11 protein-coding genes and 1 pseudogene are annotated in these 13,572 nt (G+C 73.4%); 8 read left to right on the top strand and 4 right to left on the bottom strand.

The genetic code is table 11. The features are described 5' to 3' along the window. Positions 1–44 precede the first annotated feature (44 nt). Positions 45–2,180: a Fe(3+)-hydroxamate ABC transporter permease FhuB gene (fhuB, locus tag BLT97_RS04060; protein WP_093607223.1), complete on the bottom strand. Its 2,136-nt coding sequence runs from the start codon at positions 2,178–2,180 to the stop codon at positions 45–47. Positions 2,181–2,290: 110 nt separating this feature from the next. Here fhuB and BLT97_RS04055 point away from each other — a divergent pair, with 110 nt between their 5' ends. The 6 genes from BLT97_RS04055 to BLT97_RS04030 all read left to right on the top strand — a co-directional run bounded on the left by BLT97_RS04055 (position 2,291) and on the right by BLT97_RS04030 (position 8,198). Continuing rightward, positions 2,291–3,103, top strand: a complete 813-nt coding sequence (locus tag BLT97_RS04055; protein WP_093607222.1) for a 2,3-dihydro-2,3-dihydroxybenzoate dehydrogenase — start codon at positions 2,291–2,293, stop codon at positions 3,101–3,103. A gap of 109 nt (positions 3,104–3,212) precedes the next feature. After that, positions 3,213–4,436 carry an isochorismate synthase DhbC gene (gene dhbC / locus BLT97_RS04050; RefSeq protein ID WP_093607221.1) on the top strand — a complete coding sequence of 408 codons (1,224 nt, stop codon included), beginning with the start codon at positions 3,213–3,215 and terminating at the stop codon, positions 4,434–4,436. Next, positions 4,433–6,076 (top strand): (2,3-dihydroxybenzoyl)adenylate synthase, encoded by a 1,644-nt coding sequence (locus BLT97_RS04045; RefSeq protein WP_093607220.1) that lies wholly within the window; start codon positions 4,433–4,435, stop codon positions 6,074–6,076. Before dhbC ends, BLT97_RS04045 begins: the two co-directional genes overlap by 4 nt. A 35-nt stretch (positions 6,077–6,111) precedes the next feature. Next, complete coding sequence (locus BLT97_RS04040; protein ID WP_093607219.1) at positions 6,112–6,771, top strand: isochorismatase family protein; 660 nt, start codon at positions 6,112–6,114, stop codon at positions 6,769–6,771. Between the two features lie 3 nt (positions 6,772–6,774). After that, positions 6,775–7,008: a phosphopantetheine-binding protein gene (locus BLT97_RS04035; protein ID WP_093607218.1), complete on the top strand. Its 234-nt coding sequence runs from the start codon at positions 6,775–6,777 to the stop codon at positions 7,006–7,008. Beyond that, complete coding sequence (locus tag BLT97_RS04030) at positions 7,005–8,198, top strand: AMP-binding protein (protein ID WP_093607217.1); 1,194 nt, start codon at positions 7,005–7,007, stop codon at positions 8,196–8,198. Before BLT97_RS04035 ends, BLT97_RS04030 begins: the two co-directional genes overlap by 4 nt. A gap of 38 nt (positions 8,199–8,236) precedes the next feature. On the opposite strand, the gene BLT97_RS04025 is transcribed toward BLT97_RS04030, so the two are convergent. Then, on the bottom strand, positions 8,237–9,103 hold the full coding sequence (locus BLT97_RS04025; RefSeq protein WP_093607216.1) for a LysR substrate-binding domain-containing protein: 867 nt from the start codon (positions 9,101–9,103) through the stop codon (positions 8,237–8,239). Positions 9,104–9,353: 250 nt separating this feature from the next. Between BLT97_RS04025 and BLT97_RS04020 the strand changes: the two genes are divergently transcribed. Further along, on the top strand, positions 9,354–10,430 hold the full coding sequence (locus BLT97_RS04020; RefSeq protein ID WP_093607215.1) for a bile acid:sodium symporter family protein: 1,077 nt from the start codon (positions 9,354–9,356) through the stop codon (positions 10,428–10,430). On the opposite strand, the gene BLT97_RS04015 is transcribed toward BLT97_RS04020, so the two are convergent. After that, on the bottom strand, positions 10,363–11,577 hold the full coding sequence (locus BLT97_RS04015) for a DUF4185 domain-containing protein (RefSeq protein ID WP_425442641.1): 1,215 nt from the start codon (positions 11,575–11,577) through the stop codon (positions 10,363–10,365). The genes BLT97_RS04020 and BLT97_RS04015 overlap by 68 nt on opposite strands. Positions 11,578–11,648: 71 nt before the next feature. Further along, positions 11,649–13,418 (bottom strand): exo-alpha-sialidase, encoded by a 1,770-nt coding sequence (locus tag BLT97_RS04010; RefSeq protein WP_425442640.1) that lies wholly within the window; start codon positions 13,416–13,418, stop codon positions 11,649–11,651. On the opposite strand from BLT97_RS04010, the pseudogene BLT97_RS39060 reads away from it, so the two are divergent. Beyond that, positions 13,372–13,524 (top strand): annotated as a pseudogene (locus tag BLT97_RS39060) (hypothetical protein); the annotation flags it as partial. The gene BLT97_RS04010 and the pseudogene BLT97_RS39060 overlap by 47 nt on opposite strands. Between the last annotated feature and the right edge of the window lie 48 nt (positions 13,525–13,572).

Genomic DNA, 13,572 nt, shown 5'->3' with positions numbered 1-13,572 from the left:
TCACGGGAAGGCGCGGTGGCCGGGAAGAGAGGGAGGGGGATCGGTCAGAGGCGGACGGCCGAGGAGCGGCCGAGCAGCACCCACAGCAGGAAGGGCCCGCCGAGCACGGTGGTCACCACGCCCACCGGCACCTCCACACCGTCGAACACGGTCCGCCCGAGCGTGTCCGCGAGCAGGATCAACATGGCGCCCACCAGGACCGATCCGAGGACCGGCACCCGCAGCGGGCCCGCCAGCCGCGAGGCGATCACGGGGGAGGCGAGGGCGACGAAGCCGACCGGGCCGCAGATGCCCACCGCGAGCCCGGCGAGGGCGACGGCGAGCAGCATGCAGACCAGCCGCACGCGGGCGGGGGAGACGCCGAGGGAGGAGGCCGTCGCGTCGTCGAACCGGAGCACATTGAGCTGGCGGGCCACCACGAGCGAGGCCGGGATGAGCAGCGCGAGCCCGATGAGTACCGGCCAGGCGACGTCGTACGAACGCCCGTTGAGGCTGCCCGAGGCCCAGGTGTAGAGCGAGCTCGCCGAGCTGAGCGAGCGCCGCGCCAGGACGACCTGGGTGGCGGCCGAGGCGAGCGCGGACATCGCGAGGCCGACGACGAGCACGCGGTAGCCGCGCTGCCCGAGTCCGCCCGCCACCAGCGTGACCACGAGCACGGCGACCAGGGCGCCGATCGGGCCGGCCCACCAGGCGCCGAACGTGCCGGACACGGTGACCGAGACCAGGACGGCGGCCGTCGCCCCGTCGTTGACGCCGAGCAACTCCGGGGTGGCGAGCCGGTTGCGGGCCAGGGTCTGGGTGAGACAGCCCGCGAGCCCGAGCGCGGCGCCCGCCGTCAGGGCCGCGACGATCCGCCCGAGCCGGAACTTCTGCACGAGCAGCACGTCGAAGTGGTCGCCCACCCCGAAGATCGCGCGGAACGTGCGCGGAATGTCCAGATCGCTCTGGCCCGCGTACGCGGCGAACACCACGGCCGCCACGAGGAAGGCCGAGAGCAGCAGCGCGGCCAGCGCGGGCCGCCAGGCCACGAGCAGAGACAAGGGACCGCGCCGCACCACCAGACGGCGGTCGGACGGTGCGGCTTGACGGCCCGCGGCCGAAGCGGGCTCGGGGTCGGTCATGCCGAGGGCGCCGAGGCGCTGGGAGCGCACGATGGCGATCAGGACCGGGGCGCCGATCAGCGCGAGGATCACGGACACCGGAGCCTCGTACGGCTTCGAGACCACGCGCGCCAGGACGTCGGCGCCCGTGAGCACCCCCGCACCGATCAGCCCCGCGCAGCCGATCTGCGCGAACAGGCGCGGCCCGGCGAGCGTGCGGGCCGCGAACCCGGCAAGCAGTCCGAGGAAGGAGACCGGCCCGACGAGCGCCACCGCAGACGCCGTGAGCAGCGTCACCGAGAGCGCCACCACCACGCGGATGAGACCGGGCCGGTGGCCGAGACCGCGCGCCAGATCGTCGCCCAGGGCGAGGGCCGAGAGCGGCCGCACCACGCACAGGGCGACGAGGAACCCGACGGCGAGGACCGGGGCGAGCGTGCGCAGTTCGCCGAAGCCCTCGATCCCCGCCAGCGAACCGAGCACCCACTGCCGGAAACCGTCGTAGGCCTGGGCCGAGTTGACCACGATCAGGCTGGTCAGACCGCCGAAGATGGCACCGAGCGCGGAGCCCGCGAGCACCAGGCGCAGCGGAGAACTGCCCCCGGAGCCGCTCGCTATGAGCAGCACGAGTCCACTGGCGAGGACGGCGCCCGCGAACGCCCAGACCAGATGGCCGAAACCGGTCTCCACGCCCAGGAACGCGATGCCGGCGACGACCCCGAGGGAGGCTCCGGCGTTCACGCCGAGCAGTCCGGTTTCGGCCAGCGGATTACGGGTGACGGCCTGCAACAGGCAGCCCGCGACACCGAGCGCGGCGCCCACGAGGAGCGCGGTGGCGGTGCGCGGCAGCCGCAGTTCGCCGACGACGAGCTGGAGCCGCGCGCTGTCGCTGCCGCCCAGGTAGTCCAGGACGCCGGCCGCGCCGACCTCGCCCGCGCCGATGCACAGCGAGGCCGCGGCGAGCGCGAGCACCGCGGCGAGCAGGAGCCCGGCCGACCGGGGGAGGCGGCGGGTGGGTCGGGCCGGTGGGGAGGGTTCCGGTTCGGCCAACTCGGCGCGTTCCCCTTGCAGTAGCGACATAAGGTAAGGCTAACCTAATGCGCATCCGCGACCCCCTGCCTCCCCTCAAGATCGTTGTGTTAGGTTAGCCTTACCTAAGTCAATCGGACGGTGCGGTCGAGGGGGCTCCTGTGCACCAGAAGGAACTCGACGGGCGGATCGCGCTCGTCACCGGCGCGGGTCAGGGGATAGGCGAAGCCGTCACCCGCACCCTCGCCGCACGCGGGGCGCGCGTGGTCGCCGTCGACCGGAACGCCGCCGCCGTCAAGGCACTTGAGGCCGAATACCGGCGGAAGGCTGAGGAAGGGGCCGGACCCGAGCCCGCCGTCCTCGCACGCCCCGCCGACATCACCGACGCGGCCGCGGTCGACGCCCTCGTCGAGGACGTGGAGCGCACGGTCGGCTCGCTGGGCATCCTCGTCAACGTCGCCGGCATCCTGCGCCCCGCGCCGGTGGTCGAACTCGGAGACACCGACTGGGCCGAGACCTTCGCCGTGAACACCACCGGCGTCTTCGCCACCTCACGGGCGGCAGCCCGGCGCATGCGTGCCCGCCGCTCCGGCTGCATCGTCACCGTCGGCTCCAACGCGGCCGGCGTGCCGCGCGCCGGCATGGCCGCCTACGCCGCGTCCAAGGCCGCCGCGACCATGTTCACCAAATGCCTCGGGCTCGAACTCGCCCGCGACCAGGTGCGGTGCAACGTGGTCTCGCCCGGCTCCACCGACACCGCCATGCAGCGCCAACTCTGGGACGGCGACGAGAAGTCGGCCGAGCGGCGCGTCATCGACGGCGACCCCGCCGCGTACCGCGTCGGCATCCCGCTCGGCCGGATCGCCGAGCCCGTGGACATCGCCGAGGCCGTCGCCTTCCTGGTCTCCGACCGGGCGCGGCACATCACCATGCACGACCTGTACGTGGACGGCGGCGCGACCCTGCGCGCCTGACTCCCTGTGCCTTCCCGCGGCGCCCGGACCACCTGTCCCGGGCGCCGACGCCCGCGGCCGCGAACCGGCCGCGCGCATCCCCCACACCCCGACCATCAAGGAGTCACTGGTGACCACGGCACACGAGGCGCCGGCCACCCCCGAGGACGCCGACAGCATCGTCGGCGCCGCCACCGGGCTGCTCGACGCCTACGCGCCCGGCGACGCCCGGTTCTTCGCCTCGCCCACGCGGACCCTGCTCGCGCACGGCACCAGGGCCGAAGTCCCGCACGACGCAAGGCCGTTGCCCCTGCGGGTGGCCGAGACGCTCACCGCGCAGAGACGGGCGGGCAACCTGGCGCCCCTCGTCGTCGGCGCCGTGCCCTTCGACCCCGCCGCGCCCGCGCGGCTCGCCGTGCCCGAGGTCGCCCACTGGGCCCCGCCCCTGCGCGAGGACCCGCTCACCGCGCTGCCCGCACCCGCCCCGCACTCCGGGGACTGGGACCTGCTGCCGGTGCCCGCGCCGGAGACGTACGCCGCCTCCGTGGCCGAGGCCGTACGCCGTATGAAGGCGGGCGCGTTCGCCAAGGTGGTCCTCGCCCGCACCCTCGAACTCCGCGCCCCCGGCGGCGAGTTCGACCTCCCCGCGATGCTCCAGCGCCTCGCCCGCCGCGACCCCTCCGGCTACACCTTCGCCGTTCCTGCCGGACCCGGCCGCACCCTCCTGGGCGCCAGCCCCGAACTCCTCGTCGCCCGCCGCGGCACCACCCTGACCGCCAACCCGCTCGCCGGCTCCACCCCGCGCAGCGCCGACCTCGCCGAGGACGTCCGCCGGGCCGCCGCCCTCCTCGAATCCGCCAAGGACCTGCACGAGCACGCCGTGGTCATCGACGCCGTACGCGAAGCACTCGCCCCGTACTGCAGCGAGCTCGACGTGCCCGCGCAGCCCACGCTCATCCGCACCGCCACCATGTGGCACCTGTCCACCACCGTCACCGGCACCCTGCGCCAACCCGCCGTGTCCGCCCTCGAATTGGCGTACGCGATGCACCCGACCCCCGCCGTCGGCGGCACCCCCACCGCCACCGCGCGCGAGGTCATCCGCGAGCTCGAACCCTTCGACCGCGGCCTGTACACCGGCATGGTCGGCTGGGGCGACGCGGGCGGCGACGGCGAGTGGGTGGTGACCATACGCTGCGCCGAGGCCGAACGGGACCGGCTCCGCCTGTACGCGGGCGCCGGCATCGTCGCCGACTCCTCGCCCGCCGCCGAGACCGCAGAGACCGGCGCGAAGTTCCGCACCTTCCTCGACGCCGTGGGCGTCGACCGCGGCGTCACGGGAGCCGCGCGATGAACCACCCCGACGCACCCCTGTGGCCCGAGGAGTTCGCCGAGCGCTACCGCGCCGCCGGCTACTGGCGCGGCGAGACCTTCGGCCAGATGCTCGCCGAGCGTGCCGCGGCACACCCCGGCCGCGTGGCGGTCAGCGACCCCGCGCGCGACATCGCCTGGACCTACGGCGAGCTGGACCAGCGGGCCCGGCGCCTGGCCGCCGGATTCACCTCGTACGGCATCGGCAAGGGCGACCGCGTCGTGGTCCAACTGCCCAATGTCGCCGAGTTCTTCGAGGTGGTCTTCGCGCTCTTCCGGATCGGCGCGCTGCCCGTCTTCGCGCTGCCCGCACACCGGCACACCGAGATCCGCTACTTCTGCGCGTTCACCGAAGCGGTCGCGTACATCATCCCCGACACACGGCTCGGCGGCTTCGCCTACGACGAGCTCGCCACGCGCGTCCAAGCCGAAGTGCCCACGCTCCAGCACGTGTTCGTGGTCGGCGAGGCCGGCCCGCACACCGCCCTCGGCGACCTCGCCCTGCACCCGGACGCCTTCGCGTACGAGCAGCCCGAGCCGTCCGACCTGGCCTTCCTCCAGCTCTCCGGCGGCAGCACGGGCGTGCCCAAACTGATCCCGCGCACCCACGACGACTACCTCTACTCGCTGTGGGGATCGAACGAGATCTGCGGCGTCACCGAGGACTCCGTCTTCCTCGTCGTGCTGCCCGCCGCGCACAACTTCCCGCTCAGCAGCCCCGGTTCACTCGGCACGCTGTACGCCGCCGGGCGGGTCGTGCTGTGCCCCGCGCCCGACCCGGACACCGCCTTCCCGCTGATCGCGCGCGAGAAGGTCACGCTCACCGGGCTCGTGCCGCCGCTCGCCCTCGTCTGGACCGAGGCGGCCCCCGACACCCGGCACGACCTGTCGAGCCTCCAGGTACTCCTCGTGGGCGGCGCCAAGTTCAGCGAGGCGGCCGCGCGCCGGGTCGGGCCCGCGCTCGGCTGCACCCTCCAGCAGGTCTTCGGCATGGCCGAGGGCCTGGTCAACTACACCCGCCTGGACGATCCGTACGAGACGATCGTCACCACCCAGGGCCGGCCCATCTCCCCGGACGACGAGATACGGATCGTCGACGACCAGGACCGGGAGGTCGAGCCCGGCGGCACCGGCCACCTCCTGACGCGCGGCCCGTACACCATCCGCGGCTACTGGCGCGCGCCCGAGCACAACAAGCGCTCCTTCACCGAGGACGGCTTCTACCGCACCGGCGACGTGGTCCGCAGGACCGCGACCGGACACCTCGTCGTCGAGGGACGGGCGAAGGACCAGATCAACCGGGGCGGCGAGAAGATCGCCGCCGAGGAGGTCGAGAACGTCATCCTCGGCCACCCCGCCGTCCACGACGTCTCCGTGGTCGCCGTGCCGGACCACTACCTCGGCGAACGCACCTGCGCCTACGTCATCCTGCGGGCCGGCGCCGACCCGGGCCTGAAACCGGTCGCGATCAAGAAGTACGTGCGCGAACGGGGCCTGGCCGCCTACAAGGTGCCCGACCGCGTCGCGTTCGTCCACGCCTTCCCGCAGACCGGCATCGGCAAGGTCTCCAAGAAGGACCTGCGCAGCAGCGCTGCCGGAGATCCAGGCCCCGGCGTCGCCTAGCCCACCCCGCCCCGCACCGTCGAAAGGCCCCTCCCATGGCGCTGCCCGCCATCACCCCCTACTCCCTGCCCACCGCCGAGGAACTGCCCGCCAACCGGGTCGGCTGGACGGTGGACCCGGACCGTGCCGTCCTGCTCGTGCACGACCTCCAGAACTACTTCCTGCGCGCGTTCAAGCCCGACCAGTCGCCCGTTCCCGAACTCCTGGCGAACGTACGGCAGTTGACCGGGCAGGCCCGTGCGCTCGGCATCCCCGTGGTCTACTCGGCCCAGCCCGGCGGCCAGTCGCCCGGCGAACGGGGACTCCAGCAGGACTTCTGGGGGCCGGGCCTGCCCGACGACCCGCAGGCGAAGGCCATCGCCGACGCGGTGGCGCCCGAGCCGGGGGACACCGTGCTCACCAAGTGGAAGTACAGCGCGTTCGTCCGCACCGACCTCGACGAGCGGATGCGGCTGCGCGGCCGCGACCAACTGGTCATCACCGGCGTGTACGCGCACATCGGCGTGCTCATGTCCGCCTGCGACGCCTGGATGCGGGACATCCAGGCCTTCGTCGTCGCCGACGCCGTGGCCGACTTCTCGCGCGCCGACCATGACATGGCGCTCGCCTGGGCGGCCGGCAAGTGCGCCGTCGTCACCACCACCGACCGCGTCCTGGCCGCCGCCACAGTCGGCCACGCGCCGAAGGGAGCCTGACCGATGGCCGCACTCACCGTGGAACGGATCCGCGCCGACGTCGCCGACGTGCTCGGCGAGGAACCCGCCGACATCCCCGAGGACGAGAACCTCGTCGACTACGGCCTTGACTCGGTGCGTCTGATGACCCTGCGCGAGCGCTGGGCGCGCGAGTTCGGCATCACGGCCTCCTTCGCCGACCTCGCCGAACGGCCCGCCATCGAGGTCTGGGCGCCGCTGCTCGGGGCCGAGCGGTGACCGTAGCGCTCAGCCGTGCGGAGCTGCCGCGGATCGTCCACGCCCCGCCCACCGCGGCCGAACTCGCCCTGGTCGTCCACGAGTTCAACGCCACCGCACACCCCGTACCGCCCACGACCGCGATCGGCCCGTTCGAGGCGCAGGCCGCCCGCACCCCGGACGCGCCCGCGCTCGTGACGGCCCGCGGCAGCCTCACCTACGGGGAGCTCAACGCGCGGGCCAACCGCGTCGCCCGCCGCCTGATCTCCTACGGGGCGGGGCCCGGCCGCGCGGTACGCCTGGCGCTTCCCTCGGTCACCGACACGCTCATCGGTGTGCTCGCCGTCCTCAAGTCGGGCGGCGCATGGGTGCCGGGCCCCGCGCCCGCCGCCGTCACCGAGCTGCGCGAACTGGGTCCGGAGAACGGCTACTTGAGCATCGACCCGCCGCGCGCCCTCACCCCGCAGCACGCCGCCGCCGTCTGCCCGCGCACCGCCGCGGTGGTCCCGCACTCCGCGCTCGACCACCGCGTCCGCTGGCTCCAGTCCGTCGCGCCGGTCGGCCCCGGCGACCGGGTGCTGTTCCTGACGGCCGGCATCGAGGACGTGGCCGAGGCCCTGCGCGCCCTGCGGCACGGAGCGGCCGTCGTCACCGGCGACGCACGCGAGCCCGCGCGGCTCGCACGCACGCTCCACCAACGGGGCGTCACCAGCTGCCACATGGACCCCTCACTGCTGCGCGGCCTGCTGCCGCACCTCGCGACGACGGGCGAAGCGCCGCCCCTGCGCCAGGTGATCTGCACGGGAGACGTCCTCACCCGCGAGGACGTACGGAACGCCGCACGGCGGCTTCCCGACGCGGACCTGCACCGCCTGTTCGGGCACGCCCACGGCACCGGGGCCGTCACCCACCACCTCTGCCGCCCCGACGCCCTCGGCCCGGTCCCGCTCGGCCGCCCCGCCTGGAACACCCGCGCCTACGTGCTCGACGCGACCCTGAGCCCCTGCCCGCCCGGTGTGCCCGGCGAGCTGTACGTGACCGGGCCGCATCTGATCACGGCCAGCCGCGGCGTCCCCGCGTCCCGGTTCGCCCCCGATCCGTACGGGCCCGCGGGCTCACGCCTGTACCGGACGGGCACACGCGCGCTGTGGACCGACCAGGGCGAGCTCCTGGGCGTACGGGAAGGGGAGGGGCCCTTCCGGCGCGTGTGACGGGAACCTCCCCTCGGCCTTCGGGAAGGGGGAGGCACTCAGCCCCTGCTCCGCAACCGGTCCCCGCCCGCCAGGATCGCCCGGGCCAGCGCCTGCGCCGCCTCCTGCGTCCCGGCCCCGCGGTGCCGCCCGTGCAGCAGAACGAAGTCGACCGGCCCCAGCTCCGGCAGCCCGCCGCTCCGTACCCGGCTCAGACCCGGCGGGATGAGCCCGCGCGCGTGCGCCATCACTCCGAGGCCCGCGCGGGCCGCCGCCACCAGGCCGTTGAGGCTGCCGCTGGTGCAGGCGATGCGCCAGGCGCGGCCCTGCTGCTCCAGGACATCGAGCGCCCGGGCCCGGGTGATGCCCGGCGGGGGATAGAGGATCAGCGGCACAGGGCGGTCCGGCTCCAGGCGCAGCCCGGGCGCGCCGATCCAGGCCAGCTCGTCGCGCCAGACCATCGCGCCGTGCCGGTCCTTCGGGCGGCGCTTGGCGAGCACCAGATCGAGAGCGCCCTCCGCGAGCTGCTCGTGCAGCGTGCCCGACAGCTCCACCGTCAGTTCGAGATCCACCTCGGGGTGCTCGTGCCGGAAGGTCTCGAGGATCTCCGGCAGCCGGCCGAGGACGAAGTCCTCCGAGGCCCCGAACCGCAGCCGCCCGCGCAGCCGCGTACCCGCGAAGAACGCGCTCGCCCGCTCGTGCGCCTCCAGGATCGACCGCGCGAAGCCCAGCATCGCCTCGCCGTCCTCCGTCAGCTCCACGCTGTGCGTGTCCCGCGTGAACAGCGCGCGCCCGGCCGCCGCCTCCAGGCGCCGCACATGCTGGCTGACCGTGGACTGGCGCAGGTCGAGGCGGCGCGCGGCCTGCGTGAAGCTCAGGGTCTGCGCCACCGCGAGGAAGGTCTGCAGATGCACCGGGTCGTACATACGCCCAGCGTAGACGGTTATCGCGGAGCGTGATGACAGTAAGTGCTGTATGCAGGATTCCCGATTTCGGTGATCAGGAGGACGATGGAGAGGGCACGTTCCGGGCCCGGTGGTCCGTCACCGGCGACCCGTCCCGGAACCCCGCCCGCGTCCGGGCACCACCCCGTCCGGCGCCCGAACCGACCGACCCTCGCGGCCCACCCCGCACGTGAGCACCACCAGCAGCCCCCCACTTTGGAGCACCACGCACGTGAAACGCCCCACCTGGCCCTCCTGGCTGCCGATCGACCCGTACATCCTGGCGCTGCTCGGCACGGTCGGGATCGCCGCACTCCTCCCGGCGCGCGGCACCGGCGCGGACCTCGCCTCGGGCGGTGCGACCGCGGCCGTGGCGCTCCTCTTCTTCCTGTACGGGGCGCGCCTGTCCACCCGCGAGGCGCTGGACGGGCTGCGCAATTGGCGGCTGCACCTGACGGTCGTCGCCTGTACGTTCGCGCTCTTCCCGCTGCTCGGCCTGGCCGCCAAGGGCTTGGTCCCGTACGTCCTGACCCCGGCGCTCTACAGCGGTTTCCTGTTCCTGACGCTGGTGCCCTCGACCGTGCAGTCCTCCATCGCGTTCACCTCGATCGCGCGCGGCAACGTGCCTGCCGCGATCTGCGCGGGCTCCTTCTCCTCGCTCATCGGTATCTTCCTGACGCCGGTCCTCGCGGCCGTGCTGATCGGCGGGCAGGCCGGGTTCTCCGCCGACTCCCTGGTGAAGATCGTGCTCCAGCTGCTCGTGCCCTTCGTCGCGGGCCAGCTGCTGCGGCGCTGGGTGGGCCCGTTCATCGCCCGGCACAAGAAGGTGCTCGGCTACGTGGACCGCGGCTCGATCCTGCTCGTGGTCTACAGCGCGTTCAGCCTCGGCATGGTCGAGGGCATCTGGAGCCAGGTGACGCCGCTGCGTCTGGTCGCGCTGCTCGGCGTGGAGGCGATGCTGCTCGCGGTGATGCTGACCGTCACCTGGTTCGGGGCGAAGCGGCTCGGGTTCGATCGCTCGGACCGGATCGCGATCCAGTTCGCGGGCTCCAAGAAGTCCCTGGCCGGCGGCCTGCCCATGGCCAGCGTCCTGTTCGGCGCGCACGCCTCGCTCGCCGTGCTGCCGCTGATGCTCTTCCACCAGATGCAGCTGATCGTCTGCGCGGTGATCGCCAAGCGGCGCGCGCGTGACCCGGAGGCCCGCGCCCTGGACGGACGCGCGGGACCGGAGATCACCGGGACTACTCCTGGGGCTCCTCCAGGCGCAGTCGCACGAACCGCGGCCGGTACAGCGACACGTTCCGGCTGATGTGGGTCTCCCCGACGCGCGGGGCGGCGTCCAGCCAGTTCACGTCGTAGCTGAGCGCCAAGCCGTTGCCGCCGAGATCCGGATGGATCTGCGGGTTGTACGCGGCGAGGTCCTGGCGCGGCGCGCTGTCCTCGGGCAGCGGCGGCGCGAAGTCCCGGGTCGGTCCGTGCCAGGGTCCGTGCGGGGCGCAGGCCCAGTACGTCTGGATGGTGCGCAGGCCCGCGGTGCCCGGAGCCATCGTGAACAGCACCCAGTTCCCGTCCTGCCGTATCACCGCGAACGCGGAGCCCACGCCCTTGCGCTCCCCGTCGCCCAGCACGGGCTCCGCCTTGCCGACGGCCGTGTTCCAGCCCTCGCCGTCCCAGTAGCGCCAGGCGTCGGGCTCGGCCAGGCGCCCGCTCGGGACGCGCGCGAGATAGGCGTGGGAGGCGGGACGCTGTGCGGCTTTCCCGTCGTTGCCGCCGTAGACATACGTGAAGCCGTCCTCGTGCACTGCCGTCGTGCCGTACAGGACCCGCCGGGAGGGATCCTGCACCGAGCTCTGGTCGGAGATCCGCACGATGCCCTCCAGACGCAGGTCCGGCAGCGAGAGCGTGGCCACCTCGGTCGCCGTCGGCACCCCGTAGATCCACGGTGCGGGGGCCGCGGCCCGTGTCCACAGCAGCACCCGGACCACCTGCTCGGAGGAGCCCGGCGAGCGCGGCTCGACCTGCGCCGCCACCGGCCAGCGCCACTGCTGCGGCGCCGGATCCGGGAACAGCGGGGCGGGCAGGGTCTGTTCGAGCCGCCCCGAGGGCGACATCACCACCGCGCTGTTGCGCACGAAGGGGGCGCCGGCGTCCCGCCAGTGGTGCGGCTGGCCCTCGAGGTTCGGCGGCATGTGCACCTGCCCCAGATAGCTGTCCGAGAACAGCCAGAGGATCTGACCGTTCGGCAGCCGCACCGAGTGCGTGCCGTCGCCGCCGGTCCAGTCGTCGAGGCGCGTCCCGTCGTTGCCGTAGCGGGCGAACTCCCCGGTGGTGGCCTCGTCCGGCTTCCACGAGGCGACCGTGCGGCCCTCGCAGGCCGCACCGCCCTGCCGGTCCTCCTCCGGCAGGGCGATGAGCAGCACGGCCGCGCAGGCCAGGGCGAGCAGCACGATCAGCAAGGAGCGTGATCCCGGCCTGCGCGCACCCGGCCTTCCCCTGACGGACCCCGTGGCGGACATGGAAGGCGACGCTAGTTCCTGTCGCTGATCCGGTCCATGGGCAGCCACAGGATTGCGTCGCGACCGGACGCGGCCGCCAGCTCCGCGTCGGTCAACAGCCGGTCGTACACCCGCACTTCGTCGAGCGCCCCGGTGAAGTGCGCGCGCGAGTCGAGCTTCTGGCCGAGGTGCACACCGAAGCCCGAGGTCCGGCTCACCGACCCCGGCACGTCGGCCACCGCCGTGCGCACGCCGTCGACGGTGAGCGAGAACTCCCCGTTCCCGCGCCGCAGCACCGCCTGGTGCCACTGCCCGTCGTCGTACGCGGAGGTGGTGCGGGCCACCGCGGTCCGCACCGGGGTCATGCCCTCGCGCGTGGTGATCAGGGCGCTCACCCGGTTCTGCTCGGGCTCGCCGCGCAGCCACACCTGCGGCTGGTTGGTGCCCACGCCGCCCATCCAGAGCATCGGCTGCTCGCCGGACGTGGCGTCGTAGCGGAACCAGACGCTCGCCGTGAAGTCCACGGTCCCGAGCGGGAGTTCACGCCGGAACGGCAGACGTACGGCGTCGTCCGTGCCGTCGAAGGCCACCGCCCGGCCGAAGCGGCCCGGTGTGGTGCGCGCGCCTCCGAGCACCGCCGCGTCCGCGGCTCCGCGCGCCCGGTCCGCGGTCTTCGGGTCCGGCCCGCGGCGCGGCTTCAGCCAGTCCTCGGTGAACCGCGCGAACCGGATCTCGTCACGGGCGTCCACCGCGCCGCCCTCGTACATCAGGCCCACCGTGTCCTCGTCGGCGAGCACCATGTCCGAGTAGCCCGACCAGTCCGCCGTGACCTGCGTACCGCGGTCCACGCTGTCCCAGGTCCGGCCGCCGTCGTAGGAGGAGCGCACCATCATCGTGCGCCGCCGGTCCGGGTCCGCGGGACCGGCGAAGAGCATGCGGCCCTTGAACTGGAGCGTGGAGCCCTGGACTTGAGGGGTGTAGAAGTCGGGGATCGTGGTGAACGGACCGGTGAAGGAGTCGCCGCCGTCGCGGCTCACGGCGTGCGTGCGGTGCCCGAGATCGGTGCCGTCCTGCTCGCGGCCGTTGATGTAGAGCGAGCCGTCCGGACGCTCGGTGAGCGCCATCTCGCTCGGCTTCTGCCGGAAGGTGCCGTCCTTTGCCGAGACCGGATACGTGTCCGTGGCGCCGATCCTCCAGTTGTCGCCGCCGTCGTCACTGGTGATCAGGGCCGCGTGGTTGGCCGTGACGCGGGTGCCGTCCCAGGTCTCGGTGTTCACGCCGAACACCAGGCGGCCCTTGTGCTTGCCGCGGCTGAGCTGCACACCGTGGTGCGGCCCCGTCGCGTACCAGGAGTTCCAGTGGTCCGGCAGGATCTGGTCGCTCAGGTCGCGCGGCTTGGACCAGGTGAGACCGTCGTCGTCGCTGTGCTGCATATGCGGGGTGCGGTCGCAGGGGACCGCGCAGTTCTTCCCGTCGGTGCGGCCCGTGTTGTACGTCTCGGCCAGCACGATCCGGCCGGTCTCGCGGTCCACGATCGGGGCCGGGTTGCCGTGCGTGTCCCCGTCGCCCTCGTTGATCACCTGGAGCGGGCCCCAGGTGCGGCCCCCGTCCGTGGAGCGCTTGAGGACCAGGTCGATGTCCCCGGCGTCCGAGCAGTCGTTCACGCGCCCCTCGGCGAACGCGAGCAGTGTGCCCTTGGTGGTCTTCACGACGGCGGGGATGCGGAAGCAGGCGTAGCCCGGGTCCTGCGAGGCCTTGAACAGGATCTGCTGCTCGAAGACCGGGGCGGCCGCGCTCCGCACGTCGGGAGCGGCGGCCGATATCAGGCCGGGGAGGAGCAGCGCGGCGGCCGCGCTGACCAGGGCGGGCCTCCGACGTGCGGATCTCAGACGTGCAGGCCTCAGGCGTACGGATCTCAGGGGTGCGGACCCCACGGGAGCGGATCTCTGTCGTGCG

Source organism: Streptomyces indicus (assembly GCF_900100315.1).
GTDB lineage: Bacteria > Actinomycetota > Actinomycetes > Streptomycetales > Streptomycetaceae > Streptomyces > Streptomyces indicus.
This window is presented reverse-complemented; position numbering and strand designations above follow the sequence as displayed.

What these genes read in the sequence shown, in the direction of transcription:
- fhuB (WP_093607223.1), bottom strand. Translation starts at nt 2,180, where the DNA reads ATGTCGCTACTGCAAGGGGAACGCGCCGAGTTGGCCGAACCGGAACCC.
- BLT97_RS04045 (WP_093607220.1), top strand. Translation starts at nt 4,433, where the DNA reads ATGAACCACCCCGACGCACCCCTGTGGCCCGAGGAGTTCGCCGAGCGC.
- BLT97_RS04040 (WP_093607219.1), top strand. Translation starts at nt 6,112, where the DNA reads ATGGCGCTGCCCGCCATCACCCCCTACTCCCTGCCCACCGCCGAGGAA.
- BLT97_RS04035 (WP_093607218.1), top strand. Translation starts at nt 6,775, where the DNA reads ATGGCCGCACTCACCGTGGAACGGATCCGCGCCGACGTCGCCGACGTG.
- BLT97_RS04025 (WP_093607216.1), bottom strand. Translation starts at nt 9,103, where the DNA reads ATGTACGACCCGGTGCATCTGCAGACCTTCCTCGCGGTGGCGCAGACC.